At 45.6% G+C, this 19,374-nt stretch carries 24 protein-coding genes; 15 read left to right on the forward strand and 9 right to left on the reverse strand.

Translation table 11 applies throughout. The features are described 5' to 3' along the window. Positions 1-43: 43 nt before the first annotated feature. Positions 44-226 (reverse strand): hypothetical protein, encoded by a 183-nt coding sequence (locus tag Q3W13_RS14400; RefSeq protein ID WP_302864896.1) that lies wholly within the window; start codon positions 224-226, stop codon positions 44-46. Continuing rightward, complete coding sequence (locus Q3W13_RS14405) at positions 210-1,151, reverse strand: manganese catalase family protein (protein ID WP_302864898.1); 942 nt, start codon at positions 1,149-1,151, stop codon at positions 210-212. The genes Q3W13_RS14400 and Q3W13_RS14405 overlap by 17 nt, the downstream gene beginning before the upstream one ends. A 198-nt stretch (positions 1,152-1,349) precedes the next feature. On the opposite strand from Q3W13_RS14405, the gene Q3W13_RS14410 reads away from it, so the two are divergent. The 8 genes from Q3W13_RS14410 to Q3W13_RS14445 are packed head-to-tail and all read left to right on the forward strand — an operon-like array spanning position 1,350 to position 8,167. After that, positions 1,350-3,554, forward strand: coding sequence for a hypothetical protein (locus Q3W13_RS14410; protein WP_302864900.1), 2,205 nt, complete (start codon positions 1,350-1,352; stop codon positions 3,552-3,554). A gap of 5 nt (positions 3,555-3,559) precedes the next feature. Next, positions 3,560-4,018: a low affinity iron permease family protein gene (locus Q3W13_RS14415; protein WP_317567143.1), complete on the forward strand. Its 459-nt coding sequence runs from the start codon at positions 3,560-3,562 to the stop codon at positions 4,016-4,018. Beyond that, positions 4,008-5,216, forward strand: coding sequence for a DUF2252 domain-containing protein (locus Q3W13_RS14420; RefSeq protein ID WP_302864903.1), 1,209 nt, complete (start codon positions 4,008-4,010; stop codon positions 5,214-5,216). Before Q3W13_RS14415 ends, Q3W13_RS14420 begins: the two co-directional genes overlap by 11 nt. After that, positions 5,203-5,691, forward strand: a complete 489-nt coding sequence (locus tag Q3W13_RS14425; protein WP_302864904.1) for an inorganic diphosphatase — start codon at positions 5,203-5,205, stop codon at positions 5,689-5,691. The genes Q3W13_RS14420 and Q3W13_RS14425 overlap by 14 nt, the downstream gene beginning before the upstream one ends. Positions 5,692-5,750: 59 nt before the next feature. After that, on the forward strand, positions 5,751-6,242 hold the full coding sequence (locus tag Q3W13_RS14430; RefSeq protein ID WP_302864906.1) for a DUF421 domain-containing protein: 492 nt from the start codon (positions 5,751-5,753) through the stop codon (positions 6,240-6,242). A gap of 59 nt (positions 6,243-6,301) precedes the next feature. Continuing rightward, positions 6,302-6,859, forward strand: coding sequence for a ferritin-like domain-containing protein (locus Q3W13_RS14435; RefSeq protein WP_302864909.1), 558 nt, complete (start codon positions 6,302-6,304; stop codon positions 6,857-6,859). Between the two features lie 53 nt (positions 6,860-6,912). After that, the gene (locus Q3W13_RS14440; protein ID WP_302864910.1) at positions 6,913-7,638 is read left to right on the forward strand and encodes a DUF72 domain-containing protein; all 726 of its coding nucleotides are present in this window, start codon (positions 6,913-6,915) and stop codon (positions 7,636-7,638) included. Positions 7,639-7,669: 31 nt separating this feature from the next. Then, the gene (locus Q3W13_RS14445; protein WP_302864912.1) at positions 7,670-8,167 is read left to right on the forward strand and encodes a hypothetical protein; all 498 of its coding nucleotides are present in this window, start codon (positions 7,670-7,672) and stop codon (positions 8,165-8,167) included. On the opposite strand, the gene Q3W13_RS14450 is transcribed toward Q3W13_RS14445, so the two are convergent. From Q3W13_RS14450 to Q3W13_RS14460, 3 genes are read right to left on the reverse strand one after another with little or no spacing between them, the layout of a single operon-like run. Then, positions 8,151-8,651: a CinA family protein gene (locus tag Q3W13_RS14450; protein WP_302864914.1), complete on the reverse strand. Its 501-nt coding sequence runs from the start codon at positions 8,649-8,651 to the stop codon at positions 8,151-8,153. The genes Q3W13_RS14445 and Q3W13_RS14450 overlap by 17 nt on opposite strands. After that, entirely contained in the window at positions 8,629-9,111 is a 483-nt protein-coding gene (locus tag Q3W13_RS14455) for a hypothetical protein (RefSeq protein ID WP_302864915.1), read from the reverse strand. The genes Q3W13_RS14450 and Q3W13_RS14455 overlap by 23 nt, the downstream gene beginning before the upstream one ends. Beyond that, positions 9,104-10,627, reverse strand: coding sequence for an FAD-dependent oxidoreductase (locus Q3W13_RS14460; protein ID WP_302864917.1), 1,524 nt, complete (start codon positions 10,625-10,627; stop codon positions 9,104-9,106). Before Q3W13_RS14460 ends, Q3W13_RS14455 begins: the two co-directional genes overlap by 8 nt. 203 nt (positions 10,628-10,830) lie before the next feature. On the opposite strand from Q3W13_RS14460, the gene Q3W13_RS14465 reads away from it, so the two are divergent. The 5 genes from Q3W13_RS14465 to Q3W13_RS14485 all read left to right on the forward strand — a co-directional run bounded on the left by Q3W13_RS14465 (position 10,831) and on the right by Q3W13_RS14485 (position 14,245). Then, positions 10,831-10,962, forward strand: coding sequence for a hypothetical protein (locus tag Q3W13_RS14465; RefSeq protein WP_302864919.1), 132 nt, complete (start codon positions 10,831-10,833; stop codon positions 10,960-10,962). Between the two features lie 14 nt (positions 10,963-10,976). After that, positions 10,977-11,834: an SDR family oxidoreductase gene (locus Q3W13_RS14470; RefSeq protein WP_302864921.1), complete on the forward strand. Its 858-nt coding sequence runs from the start codon at positions 10,977-10,979 to the stop codon at positions 11,832-11,834. Between the two features lie 10 nt (positions 11,835-11,844). Next, on the forward strand, positions 11,845-12,507 hold the full coding sequence (locus tag Q3W13_RS14475; protein WP_302864923.1) for a hypothetical protein: 663 nt from the start codon (positions 11,845-11,847) through the stop codon (positions 12,505-12,507). A gap of 9 nt (positions 12,508-12,516) precedes the next feature. Beyond that, the gene (locus tag Q3W13_RS14480) at positions 12,517-12,717 is read left to right on the forward strand and encodes a KTSC domain-containing protein (RefSeq protein ID WP_302864924.1); all 201 of its coding nucleotides are present in this window, start codon (positions 12,517-12,519) and stop codon (positions 12,715-12,717) included. A gap of 97 nt (positions 12,718-12,814) precedes the next feature. Further along, on the forward strand, positions 12,815-14,245 hold the full coding sequence (locus Q3W13_RS14485; RefSeq protein WP_302864926.1) for a glucoamylase family protein: 1,431 nt from the start codon (positions 12,815-12,817) through the stop codon (positions 14,243-14,245). Positions 14,246-14,349: 104 nt separating this feature from the next. On the opposite strand, the gene Q3W13_RS14490 is transcribed toward Q3W13_RS14485, so the two are convergent. From Q3W13_RS14490 to Q3W13_RS14500, 3 genes are all read right to left on the reverse strand, one after another. Beyond that, positions 14,350-15,393, reverse strand: a complete 1,044-nt coding sequence (locus Q3W13_RS14490; protein ID WP_302864928.1) for an adenylate/guanylate cyclase domain-containing protein — start codon at positions 15,391-15,393, stop codon at positions 14,350-14,352. Next, positions 15,393-15,773, reverse strand: a complete 381-nt coding sequence (locus Q3W13_RS14495) for a response regulator (RefSeq protein ID WP_302864929.1) — start codon at positions 15,771-15,773, stop codon at positions 15,393-15,395. Before Q3W13_RS14495 ends, Q3W13_RS14490 begins: the two co-directional genes overlap by 1 nt. An 82-nt stretch (positions 15,774-15,855) precedes the next feature. Next, entirely contained in the window at positions 15,856-17,163 is a 1,308-nt protein-coding gene (locus Q3W13_RS14500; protein ID WP_302864931.1) for a sensor histidine kinase, read from the reverse strand. 116 nt (positions 17,164-17,279) lie between these two features. Between Q3W13_RS14500 and Q3W13_RS14505 the strand changes: the two genes are divergently transcribed. Next, positions 17,280-17,861: an HD domain-containing protein gene (locus Q3W13_RS14505; RefSeq protein ID WP_302864934.1), complete on the forward strand. Its 582-nt coding sequence runs from the start codon at positions 17,280-17,282 to the stop codon at positions 17,859-17,861. Next, entirely contained in the window at positions 17,862-18,734 is an 873-nt protein-coding gene (locus tag Q3W13_RS14510) for a YitT family protein (protein ID WP_302864936.1), read from the forward strand. Between the two features lie 31 nt (positions 18,735-18,765). Here the strand turns inward: Q3W13_RS14510 and Q3W13_RS14515 are convergent, their stop codons facing one another. After that, positions 18,766-19,362, reverse strand: a complete 597-nt coding sequence (locus Q3W13_RS14515) for a DUF4142 domain-containing protein (RefSeq protein WP_302864937.1) — start codon at positions 19,360-19,362, stop codon at positions 18,766-18,768. Positions 19,363-19,374: the final 12 nt, after the last annotated feature.

The following is a 19,374-nucleotide window of genomic DNA, read 5'->3' on the forward strand; positions in this document are numbered from 1 at the left end:
TTAAAAGTCACCCAACGGTTGGAGATTTAGGTGCTTTACCAACTCAACCTGTATTATTATCATCCTGCAAGTCATCCGAAGGAAAAGTTTCCGTAAAACCACTATCCTGCTTCACAGCAATCCTGACACCAGTGGCGTCTGCCACTTCTCCTTTTCCTTCGGGTGTTATTACGCGCTGTTCCGTTAAATCAGGTGCTCGTCCATGTGCTTTATTTTTCCTCAGCATAGGTGCTCCATTGGGCAACGCCCTCCGGCTCACTGCTGATAACTTCATCGCTTTTTATTTTGCTCATTTCTTTATCCAGCTTGCCGGTTTGCTTTAATTCTTTCGCATAGGCATCTGTTGTTGTGGTAATACCCTGTGTTTCTTTTACGTAAGCAATAGGATCAGCCACATATTCCCATTCTTTGCCCATATTTGGCATTTCACCCTCGTTCCACGGGCCACGGACGGTGGTACCATTAGACATATTGAAGGCCTGCTGCGTAAATCTTGGGTCGGCGGCCAGAACTCCCGGCGGAAAATTTGGCTGAATATCAATCAACGCGGCTTCAAACATCTTGTAGTGCGCTACCTCGCGTGTCATCAGGAAAGACAACGTGTCGTGAACATACGGGTCATCGGTAAACTTCATCAGGTGCTCATAAACCAGCTTAGCCCGTGATTCCGATGCAAGATTACTGCGCAGGTCAACTGTAAGGTCGCCGTTTGAGTGAATGTAGGAAGCACACCATGGAATGCCCTGGCTGTTACGCGGTGTAACTCCGCCGCCGGTAATAATGCCGAATTGAGGATTAGCGGTTAAAGCCTGGTGAATGATGCTTTCTTTTGCAGCTTTGCCATTCATTACCTGCATGATCTCCGATTGGTCCGCAGCGTCTTTCAACTCGCCGTTTACACCTTTTAATAACATTTGGATTGTGGCGCCTACGATCTCCAGGTGGCTAAATTCCTCGGTAGCGATATCCATCAGCATATCGTACTTATCCGGATGCGGCATTTTTGCGCCGAAGGCCTGTGTAAAATATTGCATGGCAGCAGCGAGCTCGCCGTTTTCTCCCCCGAATTGTTCCAATAAAAGATTGGCAAAACGTGGGTCGGGGCGGGATACCCTGGCATTAAATTGTAAGTCTTTAACGTGATGAAACATAGTTGTAGTTTTTAAGTTAGTGATTATATATCTCTACAACTACAGGTGATATAATTATGTTTTTAATTAAAAATATTATTTAATATGAAAATTTAAAACAATGTTTTTTACACGCTGTTAATGTGATACTATTTCTAGCGGCGCCGTCTGCCCGGCGTTCAACTTTAACCGGAGACTATTTACAAAAGGGGACTTTACATGAAAGCGATATCATCGTGGCTATTGAATAGCAATGCGGTGCTTAACCGGGATAACCGTCAGCCGCTGCAAAAAATGCAGGCCGGCGGGTACAGCTTTGAAATCATTCATGCTAACGATTCCCTTTGGACTGTAGTAGATTGGCCAAAAGGCAGCCGGGTAGCTTTCCGCCTGGCTTATTCGCCCGATGATACCCTGGACGTTAAAAAAACTACGGAGAGGCAAGGCCTTATAATCATGAGCGTCGTGTCGCGCATGGGTGACTATGAAATAGCGATAAAATTACCCAATGAGCAACGGCCTGTGCTACGATTGACTACTACGTTAACACCATCTATTCCGTTATTATTCCCGTTCTGGCCCCGCGATATTGTGCCGTTGGGTGCGGATAGCAGCGATGTACTTGCCGAAGGCGAAGTGATTGCCAGTCAGGTTGGGACACGGTCAGGTCAGCTATATTTCAAGATGACAAGGCCGCACGCGGGTTCGGTCTTCTATCTCCAAAACCTTACCGCGCTGGCAGATTATAACCAGGACACAGAAACTTCTGTCGGCGACACGGTAGGCGGTGAATGGCCCGAAATTGGATTTGCGCTGCCGCCAACGCTCAAAAATAAACCCTTGCAGGCCGGAAAAGCTTATGTGCTGAACGATGCATTTATCGTGTTTTCAGAAGAATTACCGGCAGATGAGCAGGCCATGGTGCGGCAATACCTGGATATGCTTGCCCTGATATACCTGGAGTTGCCCAAACCAAAAACCACTTATAAAAACTGGGCGGATATATTGCAACGCGGATTGCATGACCTTATTGACAGCCCCGGCTGCTGGTCGCAGGTTGCCGGAGACCATTATTTTAATGCTTATGTTTCCGACTATGCCACCCCGCCCGAAATAATGGTGCAATTGGCTGTGTTGTTGCCTCTGCTTGACTATGTTGAATGGAATGGCGCAAAGCTGGAGGTAATGAAAGACATTAAAAAAGGTTTACCAGCCTTCTTCGCAGAAAAATACGACACTGTTATGCGCTGGCATCCTAAAATGGCCGATAAGCTGGAGGGTGAGGAAGAACAAAAACAGCCCCTGGTAATGGATTCCTGGTATTTACACCATCCCCTGTTAAACTTATCGCGGCTGGCGCTGAAAGGTGATGATGCGGCAAAAAAATTATTCCTTGATTCACTGGAATTTTCTATCAAAGTAGCCCGGCGTTTCGATTATACATGGCCGGTGTTCTATAAAATTGATACTCTGGAAATTGTTAAGGCCGAAACGCAGCCGGGAAAAGGCGGGGAAAAGGATGTGCCTGGCTTGTATGCCCACGTTATGCTGCAGGCCTGGGAGCTAACAGGGGAAAAGCGTTACCTGGCCGAAGCCGAAAAAGCCGCGCATAGATTGAGCGGGCTCGGATTCGGGCTGTTTTACCAGGCAAACAACACGGCATTCTCGGCTGGCGCGATGTTGCGCCTGTATAAAATTACCCGGAAGGAAATTTATAAAGACCTGAGTTACCTATGCCTGGCTAACATTTTTAAAAACATGCGGCTTTGGGATTGCAATTATGGCTACGGCAGGAATTTCCCGTCTTTCTTTGCTTTATTTCCGTTGGCCGATGCACCGTATACCGCAGTTTATGAGGAGCAGGAGGTGTTTTGCGCATTTCACGATTATCTCCGGCACGCCGAAGGCGAGGATATTTTACCGTCCATTCGCCTGCTGATGGCAGAATATATCCGCTTTTTAGTAGAGCGGGCATCATATTATTATCCAACTATGCTGCCTCAAGAGATGCTGTCGGAAAAAACGAAGATCGGCGAGTTGGACCCCAACCTGTGGATAGCGTTGGAAGACCTGCACGACGGCTGGGAAAAGTCGGGCTCGGTTGGCCAGGAAGTTTATGGTGCAGGTAATGCATTTGGGATTTTGCCCCGGCACTATATGCAGGTTAAAGAAGCAGGCTTGATGGTTTATACGGATTATCCCACTTATGGCTTTTCGCCTGAGAAACATTGCCCGGTAAAATTTAAACTGGGCGGCGACAGCCGCCTAAGCTGCAGGCTGATGCTGGTTAAAACAGGGAAAGCCAAATTACCGGATGTAACAGTAAAGGCTGATAACGAAGAAATAAAAGGAAAAAAAGTAACAGGCGGCAACCTGGAGTTTGAAGTGCCCGGCGACGCCCGGATACATATTGATTGGAAATAATGATCATGAAAAAGAAAAATTTTTTTGAGCGGTTTTCTAACTGGGCGACAGCAGCAACCGGCAGTTCGGCGGCGTTTTTAACAGCGCTTACTATAATTATTATCTGGCTGGTTACGGGCCCGGTGTTTAAATATTCTGACACCTGGCAGCTTATTATCAATACTGGTACTACCATTGTTACTTTCCTGATGGTATTTCTGATCCAGAAGGCGCAGAACAAGGATTCCAAAGCAATACACCTAAAATTAAATGAGTTGGTAGCATCGCATGAGGGCAGCAGCAACCGGATGGTTAACATCGAGGACCTGACTGAGGAAGAACTGGACCATTTGTATAAGTTTTACATCAGCTTGTCTAAACTGGCACAAAAAGAAGACGATCTGACACGTACACACTCTATCGATGCGGCGCAGGAAAATCATCAGCGTAAATCAAGTCGTTATAAAAAGAGAAATGAGCGTTAAATTACAAGATAGGCTACAGCAATTTAGTAATGGACTGCTGCCTGAGATGGTGCAACTGAAATACGATGCCATGGCTGAAAATGCATTTCGTTTTTTTCGCGGCACATGCCATTTGTTTTACGAGGATTTGGCAGCTGCTCAGCCGCTGCCTCTGTCGCCGCTGGCCTGGATCTGCGGCGATTTGCACATTGAAAATTTTGGCAGCTATAAAGGTGATAATAAACTGGTTTATTTTGATTTGAATGACTTTGACGAAGCGGTACTGGCCCCCGCGAGTTACGAGGTTGTCCGTATGGCAACGAGCATATTTATTGCTTTCGACACGTTGAATATCGACCCGGAAAGAGCCTTAAAAATGGCGCAATTGTACCTGAGGACCTATTCCGCTACGCTGGCTAAAGGCAAAGCAATAAGTATTGAACCCAGAACTGCCAAAGGAATAGTATGCGATTTTTTGAATGCCGCAATGAAAGGCAGTTATAAAAAGCTGCTAAAAAAACGCACCGTCAGTAAAAAGAGGAGCATTATGCTCTCGCTTGAGGACGAACGGCACTTTAAGCTGGATAAAAAGCTCCGCGCCGAATTGAAGGCGCACATTAATGAGTGGATAAAAACCAGCAGCGACGGGCCGTATAATTACAAAGTTATCGGGGCCGTCTTCCGCCTGGCCGGTACAGGAAGTATTGGCGTTAAACGCTATTTATTTCTGCTGAAAAGCACGAACACACGGAACAAATACCTGCTGCTTGACATGAAGCAGGCGCGCCCGTCATCTGTGTTGCCTTACATTACGGTACAACAGCTGCAATGGGAGAGTGAGGCCGCCCGCGTGATAGGGGTGCAGCAACGTATGCAAAATGTGCCGGCTGCTTTGCTGAGCAACACAGCTTTTCGTGGTGAAAGCTTTATTATACAGGAGCTGCAGCCAGTAAAGGATACCATTAAATTTAAATTGCTGAAAGATTACCGCGATATGTACCAGGTAATTGATGATATGGCGGCTCTTACGGCATCGGCACAGTTACGAAGCGGCGGGATGCAGGGATCAGGGACGATTGATGAACTGATGGCTTTTGGCGCGAACCAGGGATGGCAGGAAACAGTTATTGCTTATGCGCAGAATTATGCACAAACAACCAAAAAATATTACCAGGAGTTTTTAAACGGATACCAAAGGGCAGGTTATGAAGCAGCCTGAAAAGATAAATGTGATGATTGAATGCCCCAGAGGCAGCCATTATAAGCTTGACTATGATGAAAGGTCAAAAGGCTTTATGCTAAGTAAAGTATTGCCTGCAGGGCTGGTGTTCCCTTTTGATTTTGGTATAATCCCGGGCACTAAAGGGGAGGATGGAGACCCGCTCGACATTATCGTAATATCCGAGTTGAGTACTTTCCCCGGCTGCCTGATGGAGGTACGGATTATAGGAGCGTTACAGGCCGAACAAACTGAACGCGATGGAAGCGTAGTACGTAATGACCGTTTCATCGGGATACCTGAAGTATCGCAGCTATTTCCGGACGTGACGGATATCGATGGCCTGCCGCAAAACATACTTAACCAGTTGGAGTCCTTTTTTAAAAATTATAACGAACAAGCCGGCAAAATATTTAAGGTTGTGAAACGGCTTTCAGCGAAAAAGGCTGCAAAAGTTTTGAGTGATGGGAAATAAAACAGAAAATATCAACCGTATAGCTGACGGAATAGCTGCGTTTAATTTAATCTTCGGTTATGGAACTCATGTTGACCATATTTGGCGAAGGCAAGGACCTTAACGCCTTACAAATGAGCAGCCGCGGTATTGTGATGTTCATTATTGCTTTAATTCTGCTGCGCATATCAGGCCGCCGCTCATTTGGACTTCGGACACCGCTCGACAATATCATTGTAATATTATTGGGCGCGGTAATGAGCCGTGCGGTGGTTGGCGCATCACCGTTTTTCCCGGTTGTAATCAGCTGTCTCGCTATTACGCTGCTGCATCGCTTATTCGGCGCTCTTATCGCTAACAGCAAATGGTTCGGGCGTTTTGTTGAGGGCGAAAAGATCCCGCTTTTTGAGGATGGGCAGTTTCGGCGAGACAAGATGAAAAGGGTTCAGTTGTGTAAAGAAGACATTATGCAGGGAGTGCGAAAATCAGCTTTAACGGAGGATATGGATGATATAGATAAAATCTATATAGAACGTAACGGTGAAATAAGTTCAATAAAAAAGAAACGATAATTGGAATAACAATTGCATTAATACAAATACATTATAAATAACAATTAAAATCTACCATCATGCCTACAAAAACAAACAAAAGTGCGGGAGCAGCAGCTGCCAGCCGCACAAAAGAAACGGAAAGCGCATTAAAAGAATTGCTTGTGGACGAGATTAAAGACATGTACTGGGCAGAAAAGCATTTGGCCCAGTCGCTTCCGAAAATGATTAAAGGTGCGACTTCAGAGGACTTGAAGCAAACCATCACTAATCACCTGGAGGAAACCAAAAACCATGTAACCAGGCTCGAAAGTGTGTTTGAAGCCTTGGGTGAAAAAGCTTCAGCCAAAAAATGCCTGGCAATGGAAGGCCTGCTGAAGGAGGCCGAGGAATTACTGTCGGATACGGACAAAGGCACCGAGGTTCGGGACGTGGCTATCATATCTGCAGCCCAAAAAGTGGAACATTATGAAATTGCGTCCTACGGTACGATGCGAACACTGGCAGGCACCCTTGGCCTGAGCGAAGTACAAAGCTTGCTCGACGAGACTTTGGCAGAAGAAAAGAATGCCGATGTGCTGTTAACAGAAGTAGCTGAAAACTATGTTAACGAGGCGGCCGCCGCTGAGACAGAATAATCCATGATGAGGCCGCCGCGAGCGGCCTCATCATTTTTCATTATAAAGGGGTTATGGAATGGCATATCGGATGTTCAGGCTTCCACTATAAGCATTGGAAAGGCAGCTTTTACCCGGACGGGCTGCCGCAGCGCCGCTGGTTTGAATTTTATGCGGAGCATTTTAGCACCCTGGAACTCAATGTAACATTTTATCGCTTCCCAAGGTTAAGCTTCCTGCAGAACTGGCACAGGATATCGCCGCCGGGGTTTCGCTTTTCGGTAAAGGCCCCGCGGGCAATTACGCACTTCAAGCAGTTTCATAATGTGGCTGACATGATGACGAGTTTTTATGCGACGATAAGCGATGGCCTCGGTGATAAATTAGGGCCGGTATTGTTCCAGTTGCCGCCGCGTCTTAAATATGACGAGACCCGCCTGCAGCGGATTTTGGAAACACTCGACCCCGGCTTCAACAATGTTCTTGAATTCCGGCACCCCAGCTGGTGGCAGGATACAGTCTATAAAAGCCTGGCCAAACGCGGCGTAACCTTTTGTGGCATGAGCCACCCTGAATTGCCCGATTTGGCAGTAAGAAATACACCGGTTGTTTATTACCGCTTTCATGGTGTGCCGGACTTGTACAGTTCGTCTTACTCTGATGAGACTTTGCGCAACGTGGCCTCGCAACTTAAGCAAGACCGCAATTTGCAATCTGCCTGGTTATATTTTAATAATGATGCTGCTATGGCTGCCATTCCCAATGCGAAGACACTTATCCGGCTTGCGGGCAACGACTAATATTATTTTACCTGGTACTTATTAATTTAACATGGTACAAGCATTTAGTATTGAAGATAACGGCATATTTCCAGGCAACAGGCTACCGGCGCTGCTTTATAAAAATGCCATCCATATCCCATTATTGTTTCCTGCAACACATGTTAAGAATATCTTCAGGGAAAACGGGTGGACAAACAGCTGGGACGCGGGCATTTTTACGTATCACCATTACCATAGCATCACCCATGAGGTGCTGGGTATTTACTCAGGAAAAACATCTGTACAATTAGGCGGCGATAATGGCCAGCAATTGGTTTTAGAAAAAGGAGATGTACTAATAATTCCCGCAGGTGTAGCACATAAAAACCTGGGTGACGAAGGCGATGTTGGTGTAATAGGCGCTTATCCTGATGGCCGTGATTACGATATGAACTACGGCAAACCGGGCGAAAGGCCGGCAACTGATATGAATATCGCCCGGATACAACTACCGGCTAAAGACCCGGTTAAAGGCATTTTTGGGGCATTGCTTAAATATTGGCATTAGCACGATTCGCCATTAATTCATCCGTCAGCATCTCCGCAGTCGCTTCTATCGTCTGGTGGATCACTTCTTCGCATGAGCCTTTAAATACTTTTCGAAAACTGGCGGGCCGTCCCTGGATCAATGCATAAACAAACATCGTTCCTACCGGCTTTTCCGGGGTTTCGCTGCCGCCAGGTGTGGTTAGCCCTGTTACAGCCACCTGGATGTCTGAAGGGATCAGTTTAGATAATTGACGGGCCATTTCGCCTGTTACTTCCATTGACTCTGGCGTATATTCATCTATCAACCGTTGCTGTACCCCGAGCAGCGAGATTTTCAAATCTGCATCATAGCAGGTAATACCACCTTTTAAAACTGTACCTGACTCTTCGGTCAGCGCAAATTCAGAGCACAGCCATCCGGCGGTCGCGCTTTCGGCAAAGGCAATGGTGAGCCCCTGTCCGGCCATCAGTTTACTGCATTTACTGATCTTGCTTTCTGCCATCTTCAGTCTCCTTTTTTATCATATTCAGCAACTGGAAACCTATCCCTGCAAACACTGCAAAAACAACATGGGCCGGTACCAATTGCACATAATATTTATTAAAGCTTAAACGCGGCGGCAGCGGATGTAAGCTAAACGTAGTTTTCCAGATAGCTACTGCTATCAGCCCGCTGATGCCACCCACAACTAAATTATTTTTGATAGATGATTTTGGCCGCCTGCGCCTCCAAAGCTCAACATACACCATAGCAAACAGCAGTCCTACACCATAATGGCCCAGCCACCCCAGCGCCTGGCTTTGTTTTTTATCAATTTTGGGAATCAGACGGTGGGCCAGTTGTCCCAGGCGTTCCGGCTCACTGAAATTCTCACCGTCGGCTGCCGAAACCAGGTGGCTGAACAGCGTCATAAATGTTGTTCCGGCTATGCCGGATATTGCTATTTCCTCAGCCTTATTCATTTTTTATTTTTTTTAAATTATGGGTAGCTGGTCCTGTAAGGACATTGCCATCAATGTCATACCGGGCGCCGTGACAGGGGCAGTCCCAGCTTTTTTCTGTTCCATTCCAGTTTACAATACAACCGGCGTGTGTACATACCGGGTTAAGCGCATGAATATTACCCTCATCATCTCGGTAGGCTGCAATCTTTCGGCCGTCCACCTCCACCAGCTTCCCTGTACCGGGCTGCAGGCGGTTCAATGAATCTGTCTCCCTAAAATTAAACCGGTCAGAAACAAAATGATAGGCAGCGTCGGCATTTTCTTTTGCAAACTCAGTAAAACCGTCAATTGGCTTAACGCGGGACGGACTGAAGACGTCTGCATACTTGTTTTCTTTCCCGCATACAAGGTCACTCAATATTTTTCCTGCAATGCTGCCCAGCATCATCCCATTGCCGTTATAGCCGGTAGCGCAATAAATCCCATCGGCAGTAAACGGCATTTGCCCAATATAAGGGAACCCGTCCACCGGTACGTAATACTGGCTCGACCAGCGATATTTTATTGATGAAATATTATAATACTTTCTGGCATACTTTTCCAGCTCAGCAAAAGCCTTTTCAGGATCTTCGTGGCCGGTTTTATGATCGAGGCCACCGATCAGTAACAATGTCTGTCCCTCAACGTTGTGGCTGCGCACATAGTGATAGGGTTCCTGGCAATCGTATATTAAAGCTTCAGGATACTTGCCGCTATGTAGCTTTGCAGCTATCACATAGCTGCGGTAAGGCGCACATTCAAAATTGAACACGTTGATATTAGGCGGCATGTGTGTGGCATAAACAACCGACTTCGCACGGATGTCTCCGGCCAGGTGAACCCCATTTTCCTGCACAATACTTTCGATGAGTTTGTTCTCCAGTACGATCCCGCCCGCTTCAACATAAGCTTGGTGTAATGCCTTAAGATATTTTAAAGGATGAAATTGCGCCTGACCTTCAAAAACCAGTGCCTGCCGGTAAGGCACTGGCGTAGGTACATCCCGGGCATATTGAACCGTTACTCCAACCTTTACCGCGCCCTCATAAATATCGGCCAGTTCTTTTGCTTCATCGTCATTCTCTGCGTACAGGTAACCCGGCTTACTTTCGTAATCGCAGTCAATCTTATAGTTTTCGATATTGGATTTAATAAGCCCCATGCCTTCTTTGATGGCATCCGCAAACAGTTGTGCTCCTTCGGCGCCAAATGCGGCTTCGGCTTCCGCATAAGTTGTATCTGCGAATGTATTAATGTGGGCGCTGGTTCCGCCGGTTGTACCAAAGCCTGGGGTATGTGCGTCAGCAATTACGGTTTGTTTACCCTCCTTTTGTAATAAAAGGGCAGCAGTTAGCCCGGTTATACCACCGCCCACTATCAGGCAATCGTAAACGGTTGCCGGACTATGGCTGTTACTAACTGATTTTACAGATCCTGGTTCTTCTTGCCAGGGACTTTCATTGGCGCCGTCTCTTGAAATTTTATTTGTTATCATAAATCTTACCTAAGCAGGTTTATACTTGATCAGGGCTATTGCTTAAACGTATAGCCATAAGCCGCTCTTCTAAAAACCGCATATCACCAGCAGTTGTTTTATTTATAATGATATTTTATTAATCAATAATTATTAAAATTCGTCCATCCGAAAACATCTTTCCCCTGAAAGCAGTTGTATCTACAGCGATTAATCCACCTACTGTGCCCCTGGGAAATCTGAAAAAAGGAAAACCTGTTCACGGCGGCAGTATCAATATGGATGAGTTTATGGAGATTGCCGACCTGCCCTACTGGGCAGATATCGAAAAAAAGTTTGAAGGTAAATTGATATAAAATGTTTAAACAAAATGGAAACAGGTACTGATAAAAAACCAAAAAAACAAGACAGGCAGCCCGGTATTGAGGCGGAGATGCACCCGGCGCCCGAATATATAAAAGACAGCTATAAACCATCCGGAAAGCTGAATGGTAAGGTTGCGCTCATTACCGGGGGCGACAGCGGCATAGGCCGTTCGGTCAGCGTTCATTTTGCAGCGGAGGGTGCAGATATAGCCATTGTTTACCTGGAGGAGGATGTGGACGCAGAAGAAACGAAAGTGCAGGTAGAAGCGGCAGGCCGCCGTTGTTTGTTAATAAAAGGCGACGTAAAAGACGCAGATTTTTGTAAAGATGCCGTTGAAAAGACAGTAAACGAATATGGTAGACTCAATATCCTGGTGAATAATGCAGGCATGCAATTCCCGCAAAAGGATGTGCAGGATATAACCGAAGAACAACTGAACATAACCTTTAAGACAAACATATTCGCCTATTTTTATTTTGCAGAAGCAGCGGTAAAACATATGCAAAAGGGCGACTGCATTATCAATACCACTTCGGTAACGGCTTACCGCTCGTCGCCTGCGCTGATAGACTATTCATCTACCAAAGGAGCAATAACCACCTTCACGCGGTCGTTGGCAACCAATCTCGCTGAAAAAAACATAAGGGTGAACGGCGTTGCACCCGGCCCTGTCTGGACACCGCTGATCGTATCCACTTTCGACGAAGAAAAAATAGAAAAATTCGGCAGTGAAACGGCCATGAAGCGTGCGGGCCAACCGTCGGAGCTGGGGCCAGCCTATGTGTTCCTGGCGTCTGATGATGCCTCGTTTATAACTGGACAGGTGATACATGTAAATGGCGGCGAAGTAGTAAACGGCTAATAAAATCATCATGGAAACGAAGACAAGTGAGAAAAAGCAGGGCAAGAACTTATCCGCCAGCTATAACCGTTATAAGAAGTTTGGTGACACGCAATACACCGGCATGCAGATTGGCCGCGGGCATCACTGGCATTACGACCAGGGAGACTGGAAAGAGACCAAGATAACACCTGATTTATGGGAAATATCTTACGCCGTAACCAAGCGGCGCGCCGGTCATGCCCCTGAAAATTCAGGCGTGCCTGTAGGTACGGAATACCAATGGTATATTCTATCTCACCAGCATGTAAAAAAACTGAATGCCAACGATTACTCAACCGAGATGAATGGATTGAAATTTAAGCTGGCGCACAAAAGGGCTGATAAAGATAAATGGAGCGCGAAAGCGCCGACGCAGCGCAAGCATCTCATCAGGTTTTTACGTGATATGGCCGATCAGCTGGAGAAAGATCCCATCCACCTGGAATTTGAGTACGATGGAAAAACCTACACCGGCGAGGCCATACCCATATCTGAAACCTGTGGTGACGATATTTGTTATGAAGCGGAGGTGTCATTAAACGACGAGGAGGTTGGCATTATCCGTTGTGCCAAGAGCGGCTGGAAAATGGACCGCATGGAGCAGGGCCTGGTAGACGCCATCGGCAACGAGATATTTTTATATTACGAATAATGGACCGCTATGCCCTCCGCTGTTATTGCTTCATACATTTATGATGCTGCCGCCCAAACGTTAACGGTTAGGTATCAAACCGGCAAAGTCTATCGATATACCGGTGTGCCCGAAAAGGTGTACCGAGCCATGCGCTCGACGATGTACAAGGGTCATTTTCTGAACCGGGAAATCAAGGGGCATTATAGCTATACCGAGCTTCCCGGATAAGTACTTTGTACATTAACCTTCACCTTCTATCTAAATGTCTTATATTGAACCGCTGTTAGCTGTAGTTTCCTTTCTTAAAATAAACCGGTAATTAATTATGAAAAGAATCTGTCTTTACTTGTTAGGAGGCTTGTTATTTACGCTGCCGGCATTTGCTCAAAAAAAGGCGGTTGGTCATAAGCCGGTCCCCGGAAATTCAATTGAGCCGGTCGGAATTGTAAAAAACGTCAGCGATTCGGCTTTGCTGGATATTGTACAGCGGCAAACGTTCAGGTATTTCTGGCATTTTGCACATCCGGTAAGCGGCCTGGCCCGTGAGCGGGATAATACCGTTAAAGCTGAATATTACTGGGATTATATAAACGAGGCTGATGATGAGCCCAACCTTAGCAAACACACATTTGGTCCCGAAGCATGCGCCATTGGCGGCACAGGCATGGGTATTTTGTCGACGGTAGTTGCTGTTAACCGCGGTTGGATCGGTCGCGATACCGCATTAAACCGCCTTATAAAAATTGTCGATTTTTTAATCAAGGCGGATTGTTATCACGGAATTTACCCGCATTTTATGAATGGCACTACCGGCAAAACCATACCGTTCGGCCGCTTGGATGATGGTGCTGATATTGTGGAAACATCATATTTGATGATGGGGCTGCTTACAGCCAAAGCTTATTTTAATGGCAAAACCCTGCCCGAAAGATATTTTCAAAAACGTGTGCAGCAAATGTGGGATGCAGCCGACTGGAACTGGCACAGCGCCGGCGGTAATAAAACACTTTACTGGCACTGGAGCCCGCGCAATGATTTTGATATGAACTTCCCGGTTTTTGGGTATGATGAGGCGCTAATTACCTATATCATTTCTGCATCGTCGCCTGTGCATCCCATATCGAAAGAATTGTATGAAAACAGCTGGGTGAAAAGCACATCATGGAAAAACGGGAAGTCTTATTTCGGCTACAAATTACCTTTGGGTAATTTTGATATGGGCGGCCCACTGTTTTTTGAACAATATACCTATATGGGTATCGATCCTTCGGAATTAAGAGATGACCATGGCATCGATTATGCCGAACAAACTAAAAACCATACGCTTATCAACCGGGCTTATTGTATTGAAAACCCTAAACACTATAAAGGTTACGGCGAGAACTGCTGGGGCCTTACAGCGGGTGATAGCTGGAAAGGGTATGTTGCCCATTGTCCGCAGGATGACCGCGGCGTAATACAACCCACAGCTGCATTATCGTCATTTCCGTACACCCCTGAATATTCCATGAAAGCACTTAAGCATTTTTACTATGATTTGGGTGATAAGATATGGGGGCCGTATGGTTTTGCCGATGGCTTTAGCGAAACGCATAACTGGTACGCCAAAACCCATTTGGCCATAGACCAGGGACCTATTGTAGTAATGATTGAAAACTATCGCAGCGGGCTGATCTGGAAGTTGTTTATGAGCAACCCCGATATCCAAAATGGCTTAAAACGGCTGGGATTTAAAAGTAAATGGATGAAGGATTAGGATTTGAAGCGTGTGAATGTGCAAATAGTAGTACCATGCTTACCCTGTCAGCTTTTATTTGCACATCCGCACATCAGAAATTCGCGTGCTGATTACCCGCGCGCCTACTCCAGCACTTCATAAATAGTAAAAGGCTTCGATTTATTTTTCAATGTTACCTCGCCGATTTTTTCGCACTTAAAGGATTCTTTTACTTTATTGTAAATTTCTTCCGTAATTACAATCTGACCGGCTTTAGCGGCCGATTGCAGCCGTTGGGAAAGGTTAACCGTATCACCGATAACTGTGTAATCCAATCTTTTTAAAGATACAGAGCCGATGTTGCCCGATACCATCTCGCCCGAATTAATACCGATGGAGATGGCAGGCTTATAAGACACCTCGCCCATTTTTATTTCTTGCGCGTCTTTCAGCCGCTCCTTAACCAGCAGTGCCGTATCAATCGCCCGGTCGAGGTGATATTCGCCTTTATAAACGGCCATCACTGCGTCGCCCATAAATTTATCTACGTGCCCGCCCTGGTTAATAATTTCTTTCACAATATCATCAAACAAACCGTTCAGTAAATTAACCACGGTGTTCGCCGGAACTTGTTCTGTAATTGCCGTAAACCCGCACACATCAATAAACATAACGGTAGCGTCAATCAACTCGTTTTTCAGCAGGCTGTTTTCAAATTCCTTATGCGTCATGAAGTTTAGTACGTTTTCATCTACGTACATTTTAAGGATGTTATTTTCCTTAATGGCCTTCATGGTTTCGTGCAGCTGGTTAACATGGGTGATAGTTTTCTCCATCGTCATCTCCAGGTCTTCAAAGTCTACCGGTTTGCACACAAAGTCAAAGGCGCCGCGGTTCATGGCCATGCGTATATTCTGCATATCGCCATAGGCTGAAACAACAACAGCTTTTATTACCGGGTTAGCTTCGGGCAAACGGCTCAACAAAGTAAGCCCGTCCATCACCGGCATATTAATATCGCTTAAAACTATATCCAGGTCAGGGTGTTCTTTTACGCGTTGCAGCGCTTCCTCGCCGTTTTGGGCAAATACAAATTCATAAACGTTTTCACGTATCTTCCGGCGGAACTTTTGTTTAACCAGCAGTTCCAGGTCGGCTTCATCATCAACTACCAATATCTTGGCCATTATTCATTAAACGTTTTAAGTTTTTCTTTTAGTAAATTAAAATCCAATGGTTTTGTTAAAAAATCATCGGCGCCGCGCTCCATAGCCTGCCTGTGGTTTTCCTCATCGCCATACGCAGTTATCATCATTACTACCGGCGGTGGCGGCGTTGGAAAATCCTCACGTATATGCGAAAGTAATTCAAGCCCGCTCATGCCTGGCATATTGATGTCTGATAGTATCAGCACAACTTCGGAAGGCGAGCTGTGCAGGTAATTTAAGGCATCTTCGCCCGATTGAGCAAACGAGAAGTCAAACTCGTTATTTCTTATTTCCTTGCGAAAGCGTTGCAGAAAAAGGGGCTGTACATCTGCTTCATCGTCAACTACGAGTATTTTCATATTTGCGGTTAAAAATAACGATAAGTTTAAATTTTAACAGTAATCAAATGGTAAATTCGGTATTTCCGGGCATTTAACCTGTTTATTTCAGTGGTAGTTTTATTGTGAATTCGGTGTATTCGCCTTCCTTACTGTCTATATCTATTTTACCGCCGTGCGCCTTTACCACAATATCGTAGCTGAGTGACAGGCCGAGGCCTGTGCCTTCACCGGTTGGTTTGGTGGTGAAAAACGGCTGCATTATTTTCTCTTTAATAGCATCAGGTATACCGGTGCCATTGTCACGCACGGTTATCACCATCCAGGTTCCCTGGGCTGTGGTAGTAACTGCAACCGTAGGCTTAAATTCAGCGCCATGTGTTTTTGATTTTTGCTGAACGGCATAAAACGCATTGTTAAACATGTTGAGCAATACACGGCCGATGTCCTGCGGCACGACATCTATCAAGGGCAGGTTTTCGGCTAGGTTCATTTCCAGGTTGGCATTAAACGATTTGTCTTTAGCGCGCAGACCGTGATAGGAAAGGCGCATATATTCATCAGCCAGCTTGTTAATGTCGGTAGGCTCTTTGGTAGTACTGCTGGCGCGGCTGTGTTGCAGCATCCCTTTCACAATACCATCTGCCCGCTGACCATGGTGACGTATCTTTTCCAGGTTTTGTTTGATGTCCGATGCGATGGCAATGGCTTCTTCCTTGTCCCCCTTTTCAAGCTCTTCCGTCATTTCCTCGATCAGTTCCATACTTACCTCACTAAAATTATTCACAAAATTTAGCGGATTTTGTATCTCGTGGGCAATGCCTGCGGTAAGCTCGCCAAGTGATGCCATTTTTTCTGACTGGATCAGCTGGTCTTGTGTCGCTTTAAGTTCCTCTACAATTTCCTGTAGGTTTTCTTTTTGCTTAACCAGCTCTGCGGTCCGGGCGCTAACCAGGGCTTCTAATTCAGCCTTTCGTTCAGCGGCTAACCGCAAGGCTTCTTCCTGTTTATTGGAATTTGCAAACTTGCTGAATATCCACACAAATGCAGCCAGCGTTGCCAGCTGGAAATAGTTACTATATTTTTCGTAAAAGTTTTCAGCCATTAGCTGTGCCAGGCCATTTATAAAACCAATTGCCACTAAAGGATAATTGGCCTGCAGGTAGGGTTTTTGCAAGTCAAAGTCGGGCTCTCTATCTACGTATTGCAGCAGGCCAAGCAATATAGCCGCTCCCAGTATATCAGCAGCCCAATGATCAAGCGTGGTGGAAATCCCGATATAAATAACGATGATCACCCAGGTGGCGGTACTTAACATGCTGGCCCACTTAGGATAAATGAGCGATAGCTTATAGCGTTTTACCAGTCGCCTGATCAACAGAAAGGCCGCAAGAAAGTAAAAGACAGTCATACAAAAAGCAATACGATTAAAAAACTAAGGTAAAAATTAATTGCTGTGCTTGCTAATGTTGATATGCGTACAAAACATTTAAATATATTCGCGGCAAAAGCACTTAATATTAATATATGCGACTGGATGATGCCGGTGAATTTATTATCAATAAACTGAACCAGGAATTGCCGGAGTATCTAAACTATCATAATAGCATGCATACCCTGGATGTGGTGGAATCAGCCTATCGCCTGGGACAGGCCGAAGGCATATCATCCGCAGATATGGAACTGCTTCTTACCGCAGCTTATTACCACGATAGCGGCTTCCTGGTAAAAATGGCAGGGCATGAGGAAGAGTCGTGCCGGATTGCCCGCGAGACATTACCGGGTTTCAATTACAATGCGGGTGAAATTGAAAGGATATGCGGAATGATAATGGCCACGCGTTTACCTCAATCGCCTAAAAACTACCTGGAAGAAATTTTAGCCGATGCAGATTTAGATGATCTTGGCCGGGATGATTTTTTTATCATCGGGGATAAGCTCTTTCTGGAAAATACGATTTATGGAGACGATATTGATCCGCATGCATGGCGCCTGAAACAGCTGGAGTTTATGCAAAAACACCATTATTTCACCAAATCTGCCATTAATTTGCGGCAAGCTAAAAAGGATGCTAACTTAGAGCGCATTAAAGCACAGCTTGAATCTTAGATGAAAAACTTACAATTGCCTCACTGGTTGCAGGATACGCTTTACGTACTGGTTGGTGTTTTATTTTGCGGCTTTGCTTTAAAAAGTTTCCTGGTGCCCAATAGCTTTTTCGACGGAGGGGTAACAGGTATATCCCTGCTGGTACACGAGCTTTATCATCTGAACATAGCCTACGTTATTATTATCGCCAATATTCCGTTTATTATAATGGGTGCTTTCCAGGTTAACAAAACCTTCGCGGTACGCACTTTTGTAGCTATTATTATTTTAGGCCTTTGCCTGCTGTACTTTCCGTATCCCGACAAAATAACTGACGATAAACTTTTGGTTTCGATTTTCGGCGGAGCATTTATGGGCATTGGGGTGGGCTTAGCCATACGCGGCGGCTGTGCGCTGGATGGCATCGAAGTGCTGGCGCTTTATACAGGCAAGCGTATTGCCTTTACCATCAGCGAAATTATTTTAGGGATAAACATCGTTATTTTCCTGATCGCTGCTATTAAGCTGGGGCTGCCCACTTCCCTTTATTCAATATTGACCTACTACACCGCTTCACGAACCATTAGTTTTGTTATCGAAGGTTTGGAAGAGTACACGGGTGTAACTATCATCTCGAGCCAGAGCGAGACGATAAAAAGAGAGCTGGTGATGACGCTTGGCCGCGGTATAACCATATATAAAGGCGAACGCGGATTTTTAAAGGACAGCTTCGACGTTAGCTCCCCAACTGATATTATCTTTACCGTTGTTACACGCCTTGAAGTGCGCCGCTTACGTAACCTTGTTCATGAGATTGACCCCAAAGCATTTATTTTCACCAGCACTATTAAAGAAGCCGCAGGCGGGGTTCTTAAAAAAAGGGCCCGGCATTAAAGAAGCTTTAAATCTATTTTCGCAAGCCGCATCATTTCATCTGTGCTTTTATCTTTTTAATGGCGTCCAGATGTTTTTGAAGTACGGGAAGTGTCTTCTTGTCAAACGCATTTAGATCTTCGTAAGTCAAAATCTTTTGTGCATTCGCAAACTCCTTTACATCTTCGTCGTGGTCCTTTACCATAGCATCTACATAAGCTTTATCAAAATCGGCGCCCGATTTGGCCGATAATTCCGTAATAAGCCGCTTTGCATCTCCGCCTACACTGTCCGGTAATTGAACATAGTGATGGGCTGCTATTGTTTTTAATTCCGCATTAGCTTTCGAATGGTCATCAACCATCATTTTACCAAAATCTTTAACTTGTTGACTTACGCCCTTTTGTTGTGCAAGGCGGCCCAGTTCAACTTCCGCCATCCCGCCATTGGCTGCTGCCACGGCAAATTTAGCATCGGGACCGCTAACCGTACGCCCGTTTGTAGGATAAGCCTTTGCATGAAGCGAGTCGTAAGTTTTGTTATTGGCGTCAGCCGCCTCTTTTGGATCTGTCTTTGGTTTATTATTGTTGCCGCAACTCTGCACCAGCAAGCCCGCAGCAGCCAGTAAAATGATAGAATAGTTTTTCATAGTAACATAGAT

It is taken from the genome of Mucilaginibacter sp. L3T2-6 (assembly GCF_030519355.1).
Taxonomy (GTDB): Bacteria; Bacteroidota; Bacteroidia; order Sphingobacteriales; family Sphingobacteriaceae; genus Mucilaginibacter.